Origin of the sequence: Azorhizobium doebereinerae UFLA1-100 (genome assembly GCF_000473085.1) — a bacterium.
GTDB lineage: Bacteria > Pseudomonadota > Alphaproteobacteria > Rhizobiales > Xanthobacteraceae > Azorhizobium > Azorhizobium doebereinerae.
On sequence record NZ_AXBA01000026.1, the window covers coordinates 1 to 17,791 of the forward strand.

The 17,791-nt window shown below is 68.6% G+C and carries 13 protein-coding genes and 1 pseudogene; 7 read left to right on the plus strand and 7 right to left on the minus strand.

The window, feature by feature from the left end; genetic code table 11:
- Positions 1 to 136: 136 nt before the first annotated feature.
- Positions 137 to 778 carry a DNA-methyltransferase gene (locus YU1_RS34050; RefSeq protein WP_425339164.1) on the plus strand — a complete coding sequence of 214 codons (642 nt, stop codon included), beginning with the start codon at positions 137 to 139 and terminating at the stop codon, positions 776 to 778.
- 12 nt (positions 779 to 790) lie between these two features.
- Here the strand turns inward: YU1_RS34050 and YU1_RS0117845 are convergent, their stop codons facing one another.
- The 3 genes and pseudogenes from YU1_RS0117845 to YU1_RS0117855 form a co-directional block, all read right to left on the minus strand.
- Positions 791 to 1,009, minus strand: a complete 219-nt coding sequence (locus YU1_RS0117845) for a hypothetical protein (protein ID WP_029005243.1) — start codon at positions 1,007 to 1,009, stop codon at positions 791 to 793.
- Positions 1,010 to 1,141: 132 nt separating this feature from the next.
- Positions 1,142 to 1,642: pseudogene (locus YU1_RS34480) on the minus strand (IS5 family transposase); the annotation flags it as partial.
- 333 nt (positions 1,643 to 1,975) lie between these two features.
- Complete coding sequence (locus YU1_RS0117855) at positions 1,976 to 3,334, minus strand: tyrosine-type recombinase/integrase (RefSeq protein ID WP_029005244.1); 1,359 nt, start codon at positions 3,332 to 3,334, stop codon at positions 1,976 to 1,978.
- Between the two features lie 338 nt (positions 3,335 to 3,672).
- Here YU1_RS0117855 and YU1_RS33555 point away from each other — a divergent pair, with 338 nt between their 5' ends.
- The 3 genes from YU1_RS33555 (at position 3,673) to YU1_RS0117865 (ending at position 7,740) form a co-directional block, all read left to right on the plus strand.
- On the plus strand, positions 3,673 to 3,888 hold the full coding sequence (locus YU1_RS33555; RefSeq protein WP_156922235.1) for a hypothetical protein: 216 nt from the start codon (positions 3,673 to 3,675) through the stop codon (positions 3,886 to 3,888).
- Between the two features lie 91 nt (positions 3,889 to 3,979).
- Positions 3,980 to 5,101, plus strand: a complete 1,122-nt coding sequence (locus tag YU1_RS0117860; RefSeq protein ID WP_029005245.1) for a metallophosphoesterase family protein — start codon at positions 3,980 to 3,982, stop codon at positions 5,099 to 5,101.
- Complete coding sequence (locus tag YU1_RS0117865; protein ID WP_029005246.1) at positions 5,098 to 7,740, plus strand: AAA family ATPase; 2,643 nt, start codon at positions 5,098 to 5,100, stop codon at positions 7,738 to 7,740. The genes YU1_RS0117860 and YU1_RS0117865 overlap by 4 nt, the downstream gene beginning before the upstream one ends.
- Before the next feature lie 425 nt (positions 7,741 to 8,165).
- On the opposite strand, the gene paaG is transcribed toward YU1_RS0117865, so the two are convergent.
- Positions 8,166 to 8,996: a 2-(1,2-epoxy-1,2-dihydrophenyl)acetyl-CoA isomerase PaaG gene (paaG, locus tag YU1_RS0117870; RefSeq protein ID WP_051356994.1), complete on the minus strand. Its 831-nt coding sequence runs from the start codon at positions 8,994 to 8,996 to the stop codon at positions 8,166 to 8,168.
- A gap of 131 nt (positions 8,997 to 9,127) precedes the next feature.
- On the opposite strand from paaG, the gene YU1_RS0117875 reads away from it, so the two are divergent.
- Positions 9,128 to 11,257, plus strand: coding sequence for an FAD-dependent oxidoreductase (locus YU1_RS0117875; RefSeq protein ID WP_342447002.1), 2,130 nt, complete (start codon positions 9,128 to 9,130; stop codon positions 11,255 to 11,257).
- Between the two features lie 75 nt (positions 11,258 to 11,332).
- Here the strand turns inward: YU1_RS0117875 and YU1_RS0117880 are convergent, their stop codons facing one another.
- Positions 11,333 to 12,526 (minus strand): acetyl-CoA acetyltransferase, encoded by a 1,194-nt coding sequence (locus tag YU1_RS0117880; protein ID WP_029005249.1) that lies wholly within the window; start codon positions 12,524 to 12,526, stop codon positions 11,333 to 11,335.
- Positions 12,527 to 12,543: 17 nt separating this feature from the next.
- Positions 12,544 to 13,989, minus strand: a complete 1,446-nt coding sequence (locus YU1_RS0117885; protein WP_029005250.1) for a 3-oxoacyl-[acyl-carrier-protein] synthase III C-terminal domain-containing protein — start codon at positions 13,987 to 13,989, stop codon at positions 12,544 to 12,546.
- A 169-nt stretch (positions 13,990 to 14,158) separates the two neighbouring features.
- On the opposite strand from YU1_RS0117885, the gene YU1_RS0117890 reads away from it, so the two are divergent.
- Positions 14,159 to 15,379, plus strand: a complete 1,221-nt coding sequence (locus YU1_RS0117890; RefSeq protein WP_029005251.1) for an NAD(P)/FAD-dependent oxidoreductase — start codon at positions 14,159 to 14,161, stop codon at positions 15,377 to 15,379.
- Positions 15,380 to 15,401: 22 nt separating this feature from the next.
- On the opposite strand, the gene YU1_RS30050 is transcribed toward YU1_RS0117890, so the two are convergent.
- The gene (locus YU1_RS30050) at positions 15,402 to 16,103 is read right to left on the minus strand and encodes a TetR/AcrR family transcriptional regulator (protein ID WP_084539958.1); all 702 of its coding nucleotides are present in this window, start codon (positions 16,101 to 16,103) and stop codon (positions 15,402 to 15,404) included.
- Positions 16,104 to 16,406: 303 nt separating this feature from the next.
- Here YU1_RS30050 and YU1_RS0117900 point away from each other — a divergent pair, with 303 nt between their 5' ends.
- Positions 16,407 to 17,732 (plus strand): phenylacetate--CoA ligase family protein, encoded by a 1,326-nt coding sequence (locus tag YU1_RS0117900; protein WP_029005252.1) that lies wholly within the window; start codon positions 16,407 to 16,409, stop codon positions 17,730 to 17,732.
- The last annotated feature ends 59 nt before the right edge of the window (positions 17,733 to 17,791 follow it).

Sequence of the window (17,791 nt, forward strand, 5' to 3'; positions counted from 1 at the left end):
CCGAGCCCAAACCCGAGCGCCGCGAGCGTCCTTCACATGGAGACGTTTCGTGCATCTCGACCGCAAGCAAATAGGCGGGGCCACCCTTTATCTCGGCGACGCTTTGGAGATCCTGCCCACCCTGGCCGCCGGCAGCGTGGGCGCCGTCCTGTGCGATCCGCCTTATTCGAGCGGCGGCGCCTCGCTGACGGATCGGTCCCGGCCGACCAGTGCCAAGTACCAGTCCAGCGAACACCGCGGGCTCTATCCGGAGTTCCAGGGCGATACGCGGGACCAGCGCAGCTACCTGGCCTGGTCCACCCTCTGGCTGTCACGGGCGCGGATGCTCGCCGCGCCNGGCGCGCTCTGCGCCGTCTTCACCGACTGGCGGCAGCTGCCGGTGACCTCCGACGCGCTCCAGTGCGCNGGCTGGGTGTGGCGNGGGGTNGCGCCCTGGGACAAGACCGAGCGCGGCCGGCCGCAGATGGGGCGTTACCGGGCGCAGGCNGAATATGTGGTGTGGGGCACCAANGGCGCCCGGCCGCTCAAGGGGCCTGTNGCGCCGGGCGTCTTCCGCGCNCCCATCCCGCATGTGAAGCACCANATNGCNGGCAAGCCGGTGGAGCTGATGGAGGGCCTTCTCAGCATCATGGACGGGCCGGTGCTCGACCCCTTCATGGGGTCCGGGACCGTGGGGCTCGCCTGCGCCCGCCGGGGGCTGCCGTACATCGGCATCGAGGTCGAGCCCGCGTACTACAAAATCGCTTTGAACCGGCTTGAAGAGGGAGGCAAAGGCTGAGGGGCTTCCCCCTCAGCGCTGCCCGGCGACGCGGTGAAGGGCGAAGGTGGCATCCATGATCGCCTTGGCGTCCGGCACCGTCTGCTGGATCTGAAGGAGAGTGCCAACCGCGAGGTTGCGGTTGCCAACCGCCATCGCCTCGGCAGCCTCCGCCGCATGCTTGGCCGCCTCGGCGAGGAGGTCGGCCAGGGCGGCGATATTGGCGGTGAGGGCGGCGGTCGTGCGGTCCATGTGAGGTCTCCCGTTAAGGAGCATCACACACGCTCTGCTGCCGCCCACAGTCAACGCGGCACTGGCCGTTTCCAGGGGGCTAAGGGGGTGACATCCGATCTTGCGCGCGGTGACATTCGATCTTGCGCGCTACATCAGGCTTCTGGCCGGCGGCAAGGCATCGAGGACGAGGCGGGCGCCCTTGTGGTCGCTCATCTGGCCTTCCGACAGCACCATGATGATTGGCCGGCCCTNGCCGTCGCAGACTGTGTGTAGCTTGGAGTTCAAGCCGCCTTTGGTGCGCCCGATACGACGGGGAACATCCCCTTTTTAAGCAGGCTTGCTGCCGTGCGGTGGGCCTTCAGGTGGGTGGCATCGATCATGATGCGTTCCGGCCTGGGCCCTTCGCCGGCGAGGTTGGCGAAGATGCGGTCGAAGACCCCCGAGCCGGCTCCAGCGGATGAAGCGGTTGTACAGCGTCTTGTGCGGGCCGTAGTCCTTGGGGGCANCCTTCCACTGCAACCCGTTGCGGATCACATAGACGATGCCACTCACTACCCGGCGGTCATCGACCCGCGGCACGCCATGGGCCAAGGGAAAGAAGGGCGAGATCCGAGACATCTGCCGCTCGCTCAGCAGGAACAAATCGCTCATCACAGCCTCCTCAATGGAGACTGTGAATCACAACTCAAGGCAAATTAATAGGTCCTGAGCCTAGGCAGCCGATCTCGCGCAGCTGATCTCTTGCATATCGGCGCGGATTTCTGAGGGACACGGTCGGTGAGCGGCTCCGGTGGGAGCCGACCTGTCCCATCCGTCCACCATGTTCGAGCGGCCGGGTCGATACCATCCCGGGTGCAGAAGCTTTCCTGCGAAAAAGAGGCAGCCCGTCAGCATAACTGGAGACGGCCAACAGGGCGAGGAGCCCCATGGTAGGAGGGCCCCTCACGGGTTGGGGCGCAGGATGCTCTGGGGAAGTGGGCCGACTCATGCGGTGAGATGCTCGCTTTGATCCTGTTCTGGATCCTCATCACCGGCGAGCCTCCGGAGAAACCGCACCAAGGCCGCTTTTCGGGAGTCGCGATCCAGCGCATAGACGGTCTGCTTGAACTGAACACCGTCGAGCAGCCCCTGAATGTAGCCGGAGATCGTATCTGCGGCCATGATCAGGGCGGTATCGAGCGTATGGATGTAGTTGCTGGTGACCGATCCCTTCGCATGGCCGACCAGGGCGGCGATTGTGACCTCGGTGAAACCAAGATCGTTCGCCACGCTGGCGAAGCTGTGGCGTAGGATGTGAGGGGTTACGTCGGCCAAGGACGAGCCCGCGAAGATCCTCCTCCAATGATTCGGGAAGGCGCCAAATGCTTTTTCGCCGCCGCGGGCGGGGAAGACATAATCTCCGACCGCCTCTTTCCGACGCTTCTCCAGATATTCTACCACGGGCAGCCCCATGGGCCGGACGGAGCTTCCCTCCTTGCTATCGATCAGGCGGAGACAGCTCGAATCGGTATCGACTTCCCGCCATCGAAGCGTGACCATCTCCATCCGGCGGCATCCGGTGAGCGCGATCTGGCGGATGATCTCGACGGACATACAATAGCTCTCGTTCTCGGCGGCCGACTTGAGGAGGTCGCCAACGACTCGGTATTCCGCTTCGCTCAACCGCCGGGCTCGGACATTGTCTTTCGGCCGCCGCACCCCGTGTGCGGGGTTCGTCTCGATGATCTCGGCTTCGACCGCATATGTGAGGATGCCGCCCAGCAGGCCGATGGTCCGAGTGGCTGTGCCGACACCGCCTCTCACCATGGCCTTGCCGCGCAGCTTCTTCGTCTTGACGGTGACGCGCGTCTTCCCCGCCATGATGTCCTTCATGGCCTTCGTGATGTCTGCTTTCGTCAGGTCCCTGACGCGACGCGAGCCGAGGAGGGGAACGATATGACGGTGGATACGGCCAAGATCGGAGACGATCGTGCCGTGCTTCTTGGGACGCCCACCCTTTCCCAGGATGAGGCCTGCTTGAAGGTCGCCCAGATAGACATCGCAAAGTTCTTTGACCGTAAGCGCTTTGCGATCCAGCAGTCGTTCTTCGGCCGGGTCGTCGCCTTGCGCGATCCGGCCCAACTGCGCTTTGGCCTCCTGTCGTGCACGTTCCGGGGTCCATACGCCGTGGAGCCCGATCGTGAACCGGCGCGATCGGCCGACCGACCGATACTGAAGAACGTAGCTTCGCTTGCCAGACGTGAACACGCGCAGGCCAAAGCCAGGGAGTTCGTCATCCCAAATCACGTAATCCTTGGAGCCTGCTTCTGCGGCATCGACGGCCCTTTTTGTGAGCTTAGCCATGGACTTCCTCCACCCCGGTCGCCCCGTCTCGCGTAAGCACCACGTAAGCACTAGGGCGAAAATCGGAGCGCGAAGCAGGATAGCCTCGGGTAGGGAATGTTAAAAATTCTTTTTTAGAAACAGTATGATAGCGTATCATCTCGCGCTCCATCGCAACTTCGACAGCGCTACGAGTAATCTCTCCGAAGGCAGAGGCCAGGGGTTCGAATCCCTTCGGGTGCGCCATTTCAATCGCCCAGGGCCAATGAGCGCGGCGCAGTTGCGCGCGCCGGGCCGGCCGATCCGGCGCACCGCATCTTCTCCGGGCATCCCAGATACGGCCCGACGCGGAAGGCGCCTTGCGCCACATGCTCGACCGGCCCCGGACCGTCCCGGCCTCCAAGGACACGCTGCCCGTCTCCACCGGCTTTGCCCGCGCCGACGCGCATATCGCCGCGCGCGTCAGCCGATCTTGGACGTCGAATTTCCCGGCAGCACCGTCTATCGTCAAAGCAACGCGCCGCTTCCCGTATAAGGGCGGCTCAGCGGGGCCGGGTCGCGCGGCGCCGATCTGAACCCCTGCGTCACGCGCCCGTATCCCGAGCCGAACATCCGGGAACGGGCCGTTCGGATGGGTGTGGAGGCGCTGTCTGGAATAGAGGGCTGATGGTCAAGATCGTGCATACCGCCGACTGGCAGCTCGGCAAACCGTTCGGCGGCTTTCCAGACGAGGTGCGGGCGGCCCTGGCCGAAGCTCGCCTCGACATGATCGACCGGATCGCGGACGCAGCCATGCAAAACGGTGCCGGCCATGTCCTGGTCGCCGGCGACGTGTTCGACAACATCGAGCCCGGCGATCGCGTCCTCGTCCAGGCCTTGTCGCGCATGGGGCGCACTGCGCTGCAATGGTGGCTGATGCCCGGCAATCACGATCATGCGCGCGCGGGCGGCCTGTGGTCGCGCGTGCGGTCCAAGGCGCCCGGCAATATCCACGTCGCGGACGCCGCCGAGGCGATGATGCTCGAAGACGGCGCGTGGCTGTTGCCCGCTCCTCTCGGCCATCGCCGCACCCGCGACGATCCGACCGAGCAGTTCGATGACATGGCGACCCCTGCCGGCGCGGTTCGGATCGGGCTGGCTCATGGCTCGATCACCGAGTTCGGCGGATCGAGCGAGGCGACCAATCTCATTCCGCCGGATCGCGCGCGGAAGTCCGGCCTCGACTATCTCGCGCTGGGCGATTGGCATGGCCATCTGCTGGTCAATGCCAGTACCGCCTATAGCGGCACGCCGGAGGTCGATCGGTTCGGCCGCGACGAGGCGGGCAGTGTCATCGTGGCGGATGTGCTCGCCGGCGGGCCCCCCAGGCTCGAACGGATCGAGACCGGGCGGTTCCGCTGGCTGACGCGCCAATGGGAACTCGCCCAGGCCGATGATCTCGCACGCGAATTGCAGGCGTTCAACGCCAGCTGTTCGCCGGCGCAGACCTTGCTCGACCTGAGCCTGACGGGCTCGCTGTCGCTCGGCGATCGGGTGTCTGTTCTCCGCCGGATCGAGGACGGCCTGGCGCATGAGGTGCGCTGGCTCGAACTTTCGAGCGAAGGCTTGCTGGCAAGCCCCACGGACGATGACCTCGCCAACATCGATGTTCAGGGCACGCTGGCGGTCGTTGCCGAGCGGTTGCGGGCGGCAGCCGCTGCCGGCGGCCCCGGCGGGCTGTCCGCGCGGGCCGCGCTCGAGCGGCTCTATGTCGAAGCGCTGCGCGTTCGCGACGAGGCGTCGGCATGAAATTGCTGTCGATCGAACTCGCGAACTTCAGGAAATTCAGGGAGCCGATCACGGTCACGGGCTTCAAGGATGGGCTCAACATCGTGGTCGAGCCCAATGAGACGGGAAAATCGACCCTGCTGGAGGCGCTTCGCGCCGCCTTCTTCATCCGCCATTCGGCCAAAAGCGAGCTGGTGCGCTCCTTCTGCCCGTTCGGCGACGACGTCGCCCCCAAAATCGCCGTCGCGTTCGAGATCGACGGTGCGCGGTGGCGGATCGAAAAGCAGTTTCTCAAAGCGCCCTATGCCGCGCTCACCGGACCCGATGGCCGGACCGGGAGCGATGCGGCCGAAGACCGGTTGCAAACCCTGCTCGGCTTCGAAAAGAACAACAACCGGGGCAATGATCCCGAGGTCCGCGGCGCGCTGGGACTGCTGTGGGTCGAGCAGGCCAGCGCGCTCTCCCTGGAGGCGCCCAACCGGCTTGTCCGGGACAATATCCGAAGCGCGCTCGAGGCCGAGGTCGGCATGGTGCTCGGCGGCCGCCGCTTCGAGCTCGTGACGGCCCGGATCGAGGAAGCGTACGCCGCCTACCGCACCGGCAAATCCGGCAAGGCCACCGGGAAACTTGCCGCCGCGGAGGCCGCATTGGAGAGTGCGGCGGCCCAACGCGAGGCCACGGCGGCGACGTTGCGAGCTTATGAGCAGGCGCTTTCTCATCTGGAGGACGCCAGGACCGCCAAGCGTCTGGTCGAGCGCGACCTGGCCGACCCCGAGCTGGCCGAACGACGGCGCCAACTGGGCGAGGATCTCAAGATTGCCGAAACCGCCCAGCTTCGGCTGTCCAATGCGGCCGCGCGTCATGGCGAGACCGAGGCGGCGCTGCGGAGCGCCGAGCAATGGCTCCAGCGCTATGACGCCGCATTCCGCGCAACGGTACGCTGCGCGGAAACGCTGGCGGCGGCCGACGGCATCGTGAGCGAGCGCCGCGCGGCAAACGCGGCGGCCCTTGATGCCGTGGCCGAAAAGCGTGCGATCGTGGCTCGCGTCCGGGCACGCAAGATCGAGGCTGAGGCTGCCCTCGACCGCGCGCGCGCGATCCTGCTGCGGCGCGAGCGGTCGAGCGCGCTCCAGCGTGCCCGTGCTCAGCTTGTCGAGGTACATCGCATCGAAGCGCTCGTCGCCGAACGGGAGGAAGCGGCGCAGCTCGCAATCGGCGAAGACGCGTTGGCCACGCTTGCCATGCTCGATCGCAAGGCCACCGAGGCGCGCATCCTGTTCGCGGCAGGCGCAGTCGGCGTCGATATCGCGTTGTTGGGCGATGTGGCGATGCAAATCGACGGCGAAGGCGCATCCGCTGGCCGGCGGGATCTGGTGCGCCCGACCGAGATTTTGCTGCACAACGTCGCGCGGATCGTCGTGACCCCGCCGAGCGTGGGCGGCCTGTCGGCCGAGGCGAATCTCCGTTCGGCCGATGAAGCGCTCACGGCTGCACTCAAGGCGCTGGACGTCCGGACTTACGCCGCGGCGCGCAGCCGCGCGGAACGCGCGCTTGCGGCAGCCCAAGAGATCGCGTCTCTCAAGCGACAGGTCGAGACACTTTGCCCCGGCGAGCTGGTGCTGAAGCTGGCGCCGGGATCGGCCGCGCTGAAGGCACTGCTGGGCGACCTGACCGATGCAAGCGATGACGTCGCCGATGATGCGGGCATAGATGTAGCGGCGCTCGATGCGACGCTCCAGGCCGTCCGCGAGGAAGAAAGCGTCGCGCTCGCTCATCTTGAATCCGCGCAACTGGCGGCCCATGAGCAGGAAAAGAGCCTCGTGCAGTTCCAGGCGGAACGGGCGGGTGCGGCGCGCGAAGCGGAGGCGTCGAACCAGAGCCTTCTCGCCATGCAGGCGGAAGCGGATCGCGACGCGACCGAGCAGGCGCGCAAGGACGCAAGCGAGGAACTCGCCCGGCGGGCCGAGGCGCTCGAACAGGCGCGGCAAGCCACCACGGGCTTTGACGCCGAGCGAATTCGCAAGAGCATCGCCAATATCGACCACGAACAGGTGCGCGGGCGCGAGGAGCGGCTCGAACTGGCGGCGCGGATCGCGTCGCTGGAAACCAGCATCGCCGGCGATGGCCCCAAGGGCCCGGCAACCATGGCGAGCGAAGCGGCGGAACGTGAGCAGGCTGCGATTACGAGACTGGCGCGGCTGGTCGAGGAAGCCGATGCCTTGCAGCTGTTGCGCAAGACGCTGCGGGAGGTTGGCGACGAAACCTCGCGCACGTTCCTGGGCCCTGTCACGCGCCGGGCGGCCCGCTATGTGGAACGGATTCTGCCGGGCAGCACTCCGATGTTCAACGAGGAGATGAACCTGACCAGGATCGCGCGAGGGGGAACGGTTGAAGCCTCCAGCGACCTCAGCCGCGGCACGCAGGAACAACTGGCGGTGCTCACCCGGCTCGCCTTTGCCGATCTGCTGCTGGAGAAGGGGGTGCCGGTTTCGCTGATACTCGACGATCCGCTGGTCTATTCCGACGATGCCCGGTTCGAGGCGATGACGGACATCTTGGTAGAGGCGGCAGCCCGCATGCAGGTGATCCTGTTCACGTGTCGGGCCAAGGCATTTCGCCATGTATCGGGGCACCGTATCGCACTCGGGGCGCGCGACTAGAGCACGTTCCGTTCAAATGGCATCGCCATTTGAACGGTAAAACGTTCTCTATCAAAGTATTAGAGGGCGATTCACCGATCAGATTGATTCAATCTGATCGGATCGCGCCCTAGCCGTACTGCGAGACGGTGGGATCGATCGCGACCCCGGCTTCTCCGCAGGCCGTGCCATGTCCGTCGACACGCCGGCCCGCTTGCCGGCCTCAGCCTTCTCCAGCCACGGGTTCAGTGAATGCTCCGGGCGGTCGATCTTCGCGGAGATCGATCGGATCGCCTGCCCGCGCGGGGGATGTTTCAGCCGCGTGATCCAGCACCGGCCGCACCGCTTGCTCGCCCACCCCGGGGGAGAACGGGTTCGTCGTCCTGTCCCTCATGGCTCCGCCGGCCAGGGAGTTGGAGCCTCCGGCGGACCCGGGCCGGTTCACTTCAGGCCGTGCCGCCGTCGCCCGGCCGTCCGGTGAAGCAAGGGGCGCGCTTCTCGATGAAGGCGCGGACGCCTTCCCGATAGTCCGGCGTCCGCCCTGCGGCGCGCTGGAGATCCCGCTCCAGATCGAGCTGGGCATCGAGGCTGTTGGCGGCGGAGGCGTTGAACGCCTCTTTCATCAGGGCGAGGCCCTGGGTCGGCCGGGCCGCGAGATCGGCCGCCAGGGCGCGGGCTCGGTCCATCAGCCCGGCGTCGTCCACCGCCTCCCAGATGAGGCCCCAGTTAAGCGCCGTCTCGGCATCCACGGGCGCCGCCAGCATGGCCAGGGCGCGGGCGCGGGCATCGCCGATCAGCCGCGGCAGGAAGAAGGTGCCGCCGGAATCCGGGACGAGGCCGATCCGTGCGAAGGACTGGATGAATGTCGCCGAGCGCGCCGCCAGCACGATGTCGCAGGCGAGGGCGATGTTGGCCCCGGCTCCGGCGGCGACCCCGTTCACGGCGCAGACCACCGGCTTGCGCAGGGCGCGGATGCGGCGGACCAGCGGATTGTAATGCGCCTCCAGGCTGGCGCCGAGGTCCGGCGGCCCGCTCCCGCCGGCGCGGGCGGCGAGGTCCTGCCCGGCGCAGAAGCCACGCCCGGCGCCGGTCAGCAGCACGGCGCGGCAGGCCTCGCCGGCCGCTTCGTCGAGCGCGTCGGCGAGGGCGCGGTGGAGGTCCTCGTTGAAGGCGTTGAGCCGCCCGGGCCGGTTGAGGGTGAGCTCCACCCAGCCGTCGTGACGGGTCACGAGCAGCGGATCGACGGGGCGCTCGGCGTCGGCGGACGATGGGGTCATGAGGGGCCGCTCCGGCTCGTGCGAGCCCGGTTGCGAGCCCTCTTGAATTAAAAGACCGATCGATTAGTCTTTAAATAAGCCGGAGCCGTTGTCAACGCGCTCCGCGCACTTCAGCCCCCAGGGAGAGACGGATGGACGACAAGGCGCATGCGGCATTGCGCGGCGGGCCTATGCATGGCCGGGACGGTGCCGATTCCCCCGTCTCCGTCACCCGGCATGGGCCGGTCGCGGTGGTGCGGATCGACCATGCGCCGGTGAATGCCCTGTCGAAGCCGGTACGGCAGGGGCTGCTGGCCGCGGTGCGGACGCTCGATGCCGATCCCGCCGTCGCGGCCATCGTCATCAGCGGTGGGGCGGGGCGCTTCATCGCCGGTGCGGACCTGCGCGAGATGGCCCTGCCGCCGGACGCGCCCGTCCTGCCCGAGGTGGTGGCGGCCATCGACGGCTGCTCCAAGCCGGTGGTTGCCGCACTCGACGGCGCGGCGCTGGGCGGCGGCTGCGAGATCGCGCTGGCCTGCGACATGAGGCTCGGCTCGCCGCGGGCGCTGGTCGGCCTCACCGAGACCCGGCTCGGCCTCATCCCCGGCGCCGGCGGCACGCAGCGGCTGGCGCGGCTGGCGGGCATCGCCAAGGCGATCGAGCTGGTCTGCGGCGGGCAGGTGCTCAAGGCCGATGACGCCCTTGCTCTCGGCCTCCTCGATGGGGTGGTGGAGGGCGATGTCCTCGCCGAGGCCATCGCCCGCGCGCCGGGGACAGCCAAGCGCCGGCTTTCGACGCGGCCGGTGCCCGCAGGGGAGTGCGCCGAGGAGGAGGCCGCGGCCGCCGAGGCCCTGAAGGGGGCGAAGGGGGTTCCGGCCATCGCCGCGGCCATTCGCGTCATCCGCGCCGCGCGCGACGGCGACTTCGCCGCGGGCCTCGCCCGCGAGCGCGCCGCCTTCCTCGCGCTTCGGGAGAGCCCCGAGGCGAAGGCCCTGCGCCATCTCTTCCTCGCCGCGCGCGAGGCGGTGAAGGTGCCGGGGCTGGAGGGCGCCAGGGCGCGGCCGATCTCCTCCGTCGCGGTCATCGGCGCCGGCACCATGGGGGCGGGCATCGCCGCCGCCTTGCTGGATGCCGGGTATCCGGTGACGCTGGTGGAGCGCGATGCCGAGGCCGCGGCCACGGGCCGCGCGCGGATCGCGGATCTCTATGCCCGGCAGGTGACCAGCGGCCGCATCGGCGCGGCGCAGAAGGACGAGCGCCTCGCCCGCCTCACCCCCGCTTGCGACTTCGCCGCCCTCGCCGAGGCCGACCTGGTCGTCGAGGCGGCGTTCGAGGACATGGCGGTCAAGGGCGACATCTTCCGCCGCCTCGACCAGGTGGCGAGGCCGGGCGCGGTGCTCGCCACCAACACCTCCTATCTCGACCTCGACGCCATCGCCGCTTTCACCTCGCGCCCGCACGACGTGGTGGGCCTGCACTTCTTCGCGCCCGCCAATGTCATGAAGCTGCTGGAGGTGGTGAAAGCCGCCCGCACCGCGCCGGACGTGCTCGCCACCGCCTTGTCCCTGGCCAAGAGGATGGGCAAGCAGCCGGTGGTGGCGGGCAATTGCGACGGGTTCATCGGCAACCGCATCTATGCGGTCTACCGCCGGCACGCGGAATATCTGGTGGAGGACGGGGCGAGCCCCGAGGCCGTGGATGCGGCGCTCGAAGCCTATGGCTTCGCCATGGGCATCTTCGCGGTCTCGGACATGTCCGGCCTCGACATCGCCTTCGCCATGCGGCAGCGCCGGGCGGCGACGCGTGACCCGAACGAACGCTACGTCGCCATCGCCGACCATCTGGTGGCGTCGGGCCGGCTTGGGCGCAAGACGGGCGGCGGCTGGTACGACTATGACGGCGCCGGCCATCGCGCCGGCGATCCCGCCGTCGCCCGCGTGATCGCGGCGGCGCGCGCCGCCAGGGGCATCGTGCCGCGATCCTTCACGCCGGAGGAGATCCGGCGGCGGCTGCTGGCGGTGATGGCGAACGAGGGGGCGAAGGCGCTGGCCGAGGGCATCGCGCTGCGCGCCTCAGACATCGACCTTGCCTTCGTCAATGGCTACGGCTTCCCACGCCTCAAGGGCGGCCCCATGTTCGCCGCCGACGCCGCGGGCCTCCCCGCCGTCCTCGCCGAGGTCGAAGCCGCGCACGCCGCCGGCGGAACCGGCTCCGAACCGGCTGCGCTGCTCGTCCGGCTCGCCCGCGAAGGAGGCTCCTTCGCCGCGTGGCAGACGGCATAGGGGACTTCGGTCAAAAAAGCCCCGCCGCCGGCGCAGGCCGGGCGGCGGGGCAGTCAGCGGGCCGCCACGGTCGGGTCAGGCGGCACCGACAATGGTGATGGAGCAGACATTCTGGGCCGGCGCGCCGCCCAGATTGTGGGTGAGGGCGAGGCTGGGGCTCGCCAACTGGCGCTCCCCGGCCTGGCCGCTCAGCTGCAACCAGCATTCGTAGAGCATCCGCAGCCCCGAGGCGCCGACGGGGTGGCCGAAGCATTTCAGGCCGCCATCCACCTGGCAGGGCATGGCGCCGTCGATATCGAACGCGCCGTCGAGCATCCGCTTCCAGGCGGTCCCCTCGTCGGCGAGGCCGATATCCTCCAGCGTCACCAGCTCGGTGATGGAGAAGCAGTCGTGCAGTTCGGCGAAACTGAGTGCCGTGCGTGGATCGGCGATCCCCGCCTCCGCATAGGCCCGCCGCGCGGCGATGCGGGCGGTGTGGACATAGGAGCCGTTCCAGCCGCTGCTCTGCACCTCCCAGCCGTTGGACGCGACCAGCTGGATCGCCTTGACCAGCACCGGCGCCTTGCCGAGGCTGCGGGCGATCTCCGGCGTGGTGACGATGGCGCAGGCCGCGCCGTCGGAGACCGGGCAGCAGTCGAACAGGCCGAGAGGCTCAGCCACCATGGGGGCGTTCACCGCCTGCTCGATGGTGATGGCCTTGCGCAGGTGGGCGTTGCCGTTCTTCACCGCATTGGCGTGGCTCTTCATGGAGGTGTGCCCCATGGCCCGCTTCAGGTCGCCGGCGGAGACGGCGTGCCGCGTGCCATAGGCGCGGGCGAGCTGGGCGAAGTTGCCCGGATTGGTGTGGGTGGGCAGGTACATGGGCGCGAAGGTGCCGCGCGAGGCGGGCGGCAGGCCGGCAAAGCCGGTGTCCTTCAGCTTCTCCACGCCGACCGCCAGCGCGATGTCCACCGCGCCGGAGGCCACCGCATAGACCGCGCCGCGGAACGCCTCGGTGCCGCCGGCGCAGAAATTCTCCACGCGGGTGACGCCGATGGCCGGCAGGCGCAGGGCTTGGGCCATGGGTGTGCCGGCCTTGCCGGCGCCGATGTCGTCATAGTGGGAGGAATACCAGGCGGCCTCGATCTGGCCGGGCGCGATGCCGGCATGGCCCAGCGCCTCCAGATAGGCTTCGGCCATCAGCTCTTCCTGCCCCACGTCCCACCGCTCGCCGAAACGCGAGCAGCCCATGGCGAGAATGGCGACCTTGTCCTTGATACCCTTGGCCATTGTGCGTCGCCTTCCGTTCAGGCTGTGGCCGGCAGCGCGGAGGCCGCGACTGCCTTCCAGAAATAGCGGCGGTAGCCGGTGCGCTCGTCCTTGTCCTTGATGCGGAAGACGAAACGCGCCGCGTCGCCGGGCGCGAGGCGCGCCGCGTCGGGGTCGGTGAAGTCCATCATCAGCCGGGCGCCGCCGGGAATGTCCACGAGGCCGTAGCAATTGGGCGGGCTGCGCGAGAAGGCGAGCCGGTCCGCCGTGGCGGTGGCGACCGTGCCGCCGAGGTCGGCGAGCGGCCACGGCTCCTGCGGTTCCGCGAAGAGGCCGGTCTCCGCCACGGCAAGGCGCGAGGGCGGGAATTGCACCTGGCCGGTCTCCCGGCTGCGGCCGCCGACGAAGCCCAGCAGCGCCTCGGAATTGCGGTAGGCGGTGGTCAGCGCTTCGTTCACCGGCAGGCGGCCGCGCAGCCCCCGCTCCCATGGCATCAGGCCGCGAAAGACCGGGAGCTTCAGATAGTTGGTTTCGGCGATGCCGGCCGACAGCGCGACCGAGGCGAGGGGCGCGAAATCGGCGATGGCGGAGGTCGCCTCCAGCACCAGCGCCGTCGCGCCCTGGCCGAACTGCGCCACCACCACCCGCTCGCCGGGGCGCATGTCCTCCATGGCGCGGGCGAGCATCACCAGCGCATGGGCGGAACCCGTATCGCCGCATTCCGTGTCCAGCGGCGGGGCGAGGCGGGCGCCGCCGAGGCCGGCCGCCTGCGCCACGGCCTTGGCGGCGCCGGGGATGACGCAGGGCAGCACCACGTGGTGGATGTCGGCCGGCGAAAGCCCGGCGCGTCCAAGGGCCTCGGCGATGGCGCGGGGCACCAGTTCCAGGACGCCCGCCTCGCGCACCCAGCGCTCCTCCCAATCGGTGGCGAGGGCGTGGCCGGGGTCGCGGTAGCGCTCGATGAAGGGGGCGGACAGGCTGGCGCCGCCGCGATAGTCCAGCAGCACCGGCCCGCCGCCGACGAGAGCTGCGGCAGCACCGTCCGAATAGCGGAACTCGGCGAGCGAGCCGGGGGTGTTCGAGGGCATGTCGGCGGCGATCACCAGAGCCGGGTTCGCGCCTTCGAGCGCCTGCTGGAGGGCGAGCAGGCCGCACCGCAGGGTGCCTCCGGTGTCCTGGGCCAGCGTCTGTTCGGGCAGGCGGAGGGCGGCATGCATGAGGCTCGCTTGCTGCGGCTCGGCGAACACCGGGGTGGTGGTGGCGAAGGCAAGGGCGCGGACGGCCGCCCGCGCCTGCGGCGCGGCGGCAAGACAGGTCCGCGCGGCGGCGACGCCCATGGTCACCGGGTCCTCGTCCCAGAAGGCGAGGGTGCGGGCCCCCCGCGTGTCGGACCGGGGGCAGAGCCAGTCCATGGCGGCGGCCATGCTCGCGCGCTGGAGGCGCAGGCGCGGCAGATGGATTGCGATTGCTGTGATGCCCGTCACCCTGGTTCCTCGCCCATTGCTATGATTGCGGCAGCCGGCCGGGAGGAGGCTGCCCGGTCGGCCCGCGCGCGCCGGCGGGGCCGAAACGCGCGAAACCCGATTGCCACCTACTTCAGCCGCACTATAATAACCAGAACGTTCGGTCAATAAATATCCAAATGGGGACGCCATGGAGCAGGAGCACATTGCCATCGTCGGCGCCGGGCAGGCTGCCGCATCCCTCGCTATCCATCTGCGCCATGGCGGATATGGCGGTGCCCTGACGCTTTATGGGGATGAGGGGCATCCGCCCTACCAGCGCCCGCCGCTCTCCAAGGCTTACCTAAAGAGAGAATGGACGGTTGATCGGCTTTACCTGCGCCCGGAGGAGTTCTGGAGCGGCCTCGGCGTCGAATTGAAGATGGGCGCGCGTGTCACCGGGCTCGATCCGGCGGCGCGCACGCTCGAAGTGGAAGGCCGCGTAGTGTCGTGGAACCGGCTGGCGCTGGCGACGGGCACGCGCCCGCGTCCCCTGCCGCCGGAATTTTCGGGGCTCAAGGGCGTGTATGAACTGCGCAGCCTTGCCGATGCCGAGCGCTTGCAGGACGAGATCCGTCCCGGCCGGCGCCTCCTGGTGCTCGGCGGCGGCTATGTGGGGCTGGAGACGGCGGCGGTGGCGGCGAAGGCCGGACTTACCGTGACCGTCGTGGAGCGCGCCGCGCGCATCCTTGAGCGGGTGGCCTGCGCCGAGACCTCCGATGCCATCCGCGCGCTGCATGCGGGCCACGGCGTGCGCATCCTGGAAGGGCGCTGCGTGGCCGGGGTGGAGGCGCACGGCGGTGCCGTCGGCGCGGTGACGCTGGACGACGGCACGCGCCTTGAGGTGGATGCGGTGCTCGTCGGCATCGGCGTGCTGCCGCGCGACGAACTGGCCCGCGCGGCTGGCATCGCCTGCGACAACGGCATCGAGGTGGATGTCCATGGCCGCACCTCGGCGCCGGGTATCTGGGCCGCCGGCGACTGCGCCGCCTTTCCTCTGGCCGGCATGCCGACCCGGCTGGAGAGCGTGCAGAACGCGGTGGACCAGGCGGAATGCGTGGCCGACGACATGCTCGGCCGGCCCCGCGCCTATGCCCCGGTGCCGTGGTTCTGGTCCGATCAATATGACATGAAGCTCCAGATCGTGGGCCTCAACCGCGGCTATGACGCGGTGCTCCGCCGCCGCTCGGAGCGCGGCGAATCGCTCTGGTATTTCCGCGAGGGCCGCATGATCGCGGTGGACGCCCTCAACGATGCGCGCACCTACATGGCGGCGAAGAAGCTGCTGGAGGGCGGCATCGTCATCTCCCGCGACGAGGCCTCGCGGGAGGGGTTCGACCCGGTGGCGCGGATGCGGCAGCCCGCGGTGTGAGGCGGCGCCGGCCGTCGTGCCGTCAGGTCTTGCCGGAGCGCGGCTCGGCCCGGCCGTCCTGTCGCGCGGCGGGGCGCCGCTCCGGTCGGGCATCCTGGCGCGCGTTGGGCTGGCCGCCGTCGGACGGGGCGGCCGCGTGGGCGTAGCCGTTCACGAACAGGTCGACGGTGCGGTCGGCTAGCTCGCCGGGCGTCACCGCGCCATCGGCATGGTACCAAGTGTAGGTCCAGTTGATCATGCCGAAGAACAGCATGGTATCCACGTGAGCCATGGTGGCGTCCTTGGCGAGGTCCGGCCGCAATTGCAGCAGGATGTCCCGCACATAGGCGATGAGCTCGCGCTGCTTGGCCACCAGCACCTTGCGCGTCTCGGGGACGAGGAACTCCGAGCAGGTGAGCAGCGCCACGTGCTGGTCGCGCGAGACGGAATAGACGTCCAGGAACAGGCGCGTCAGCTGGCGAAAACGCTCCTCCGGGTCCTGATAGCCATAGAGGGTCTGCCGGCATTTCATCAGGAGGCTTTCCACATGCGACGTCAGCATGTCGGAAAGGATCGCCTCCTTGGAGGTGAAATAGTGATAGAGGCGCGACTTGGAGCATTCGCACGCCTCGGCGATGTCGCCGATGGAGGTGGCCGCATAGCCGCGCTGCGCGAAGACGGATGCCGCCCGCTCGAGTATGGTGTCGTGAATATTGTCGTATTCGGCTGAGCGCGTTCTCGCCACGGCGTCATACCTGCAAAAAATGTTCCGATCATTCGGTCTATAGGCGCGAAGGCCTCCGGTGCCAAGTCCTCCGGTGCCAAGCCCTTCGGTGCCCAGTCCTTCGGTGCCCAGGCTGCAACGCCCCCCGGGGATTTCCCGACGCAGGGCCGTGGCCGATCTGGCGCGCGGGGAGGGACGGTGCCGCCGGGCTTTGATGCAGATCAAATGGGTCGTTTACATAGACCATTCGTTCGGTCTATTAATTTGCCAACCGAGAGTGGCCGCAAGAGCCGCGTGTTTCAACGGTCGGATGGGAGGACGCAGATGCAGCATTCCGAGGTGGAGTCGCTCGACCGCGACGGTATTCTGAAACTCCAGCGCGAAGGCCTTGCCGGGCTCGGTGCGCGTCTGGCGCAGTGCGACGCCTGGAAGGCGCATTTCGCCGAAGCCGGCATGAAACCGGAGGACCTCGCCGCCGAGGACGGCCTCGCCAACGCCCCCTTCATGGACAAGTCGCTGCTGCGCGACCGCTATCCGTTCCCCTTCCTCACCGTGCCCATGGAGCGCGTGGAGCGCTTCGTGGCCACCTCTGGCACCACCGGGCTGCCGGTGACCTTCGGCATGACGAAGAACGACCTGCACGGGCTTCTGCCCTACCAGATGGCGCGCCTGCTCACCGCCGCGGGCGTGCGCCCCGGCTTCCGCGCCTATCAGGGCTATGGCTACGGCCTGTGGATCGGCGGCCCGGCGCTCGATGCCGGCTTCTCCGCTGTGGGCTGCACCAACTTCCCCATCGGCCCCGGCCGCGGCGAGCTTGCCGCCCGCTGGCTGCGCGACCACGCCTATGACGTGGCCTCCATGTCGCCCTTGTGGCTGATGACGCTGGTGCAGGCGGCCAAGCACCAGGGCATCGATCCGCGCACGGACTGGACGCTGAAGGTGGCCATCCTCGGCGGCCAGTCGGTCTCCGCCGAGTTCCGCGCGCAATTGGAAGCGGAGATGCCGGAAGGCTTCATGAGCCAGAACATCTACGGCACCACCGAGGCGGGCGGGCCGGTCCTCGCCATCTCCACGCCCCATACCCATGCCGACGATGAATTGCAGCTGCTCAACGAGGATACCGTCATCGTCGAGATCCTCGATCCCAAGACCATGAAGCCGGTCTCCGAGGGCGAGGTGGGCGAGATCGTCATCACCACCCTGCGCAAGGAGGCCTCGCCCGTGGTGCGCTGGCGCACACGCGATCTCGTGCGCCTCTCCCCGCGACCCTACGACTGCCCCTCCGGCCGCATCGGCATGCGCAAGATCGGCCGGATCATCGGCCGCACCGACGACATGATCAAGTTCAAGGGCGTCATCGTCTTCCCTTCGCAGATCGAGGACGTGATCGCCTGCACGCCCGGCCTCGTCAAGGAAGCCTGGCAGATCTACGTCGACAAGGAGGCCACCACCATCGGCAAGATGACCGTGGCGGTGGAAGCCGTCGCGGCCGCGCAGCGGCCCGGCGAGGATGCCGCCGCCGACGTGCGCCGCGAGATCAAGGCCCGCCTCGGCATCAATGTGAATGTGGAGTGCCACGCCCAAGGCGTGCTGCCGCGCTACGAGGCCAAGGCCACGCGCGTGCTGCACCGGGCGGAAGCCGCGCACTGAGGCTTGCCCTTCCCACAATTGCGGGGCCGGCGGCGGGATGCTCCGCCGTCGGCGCCCAT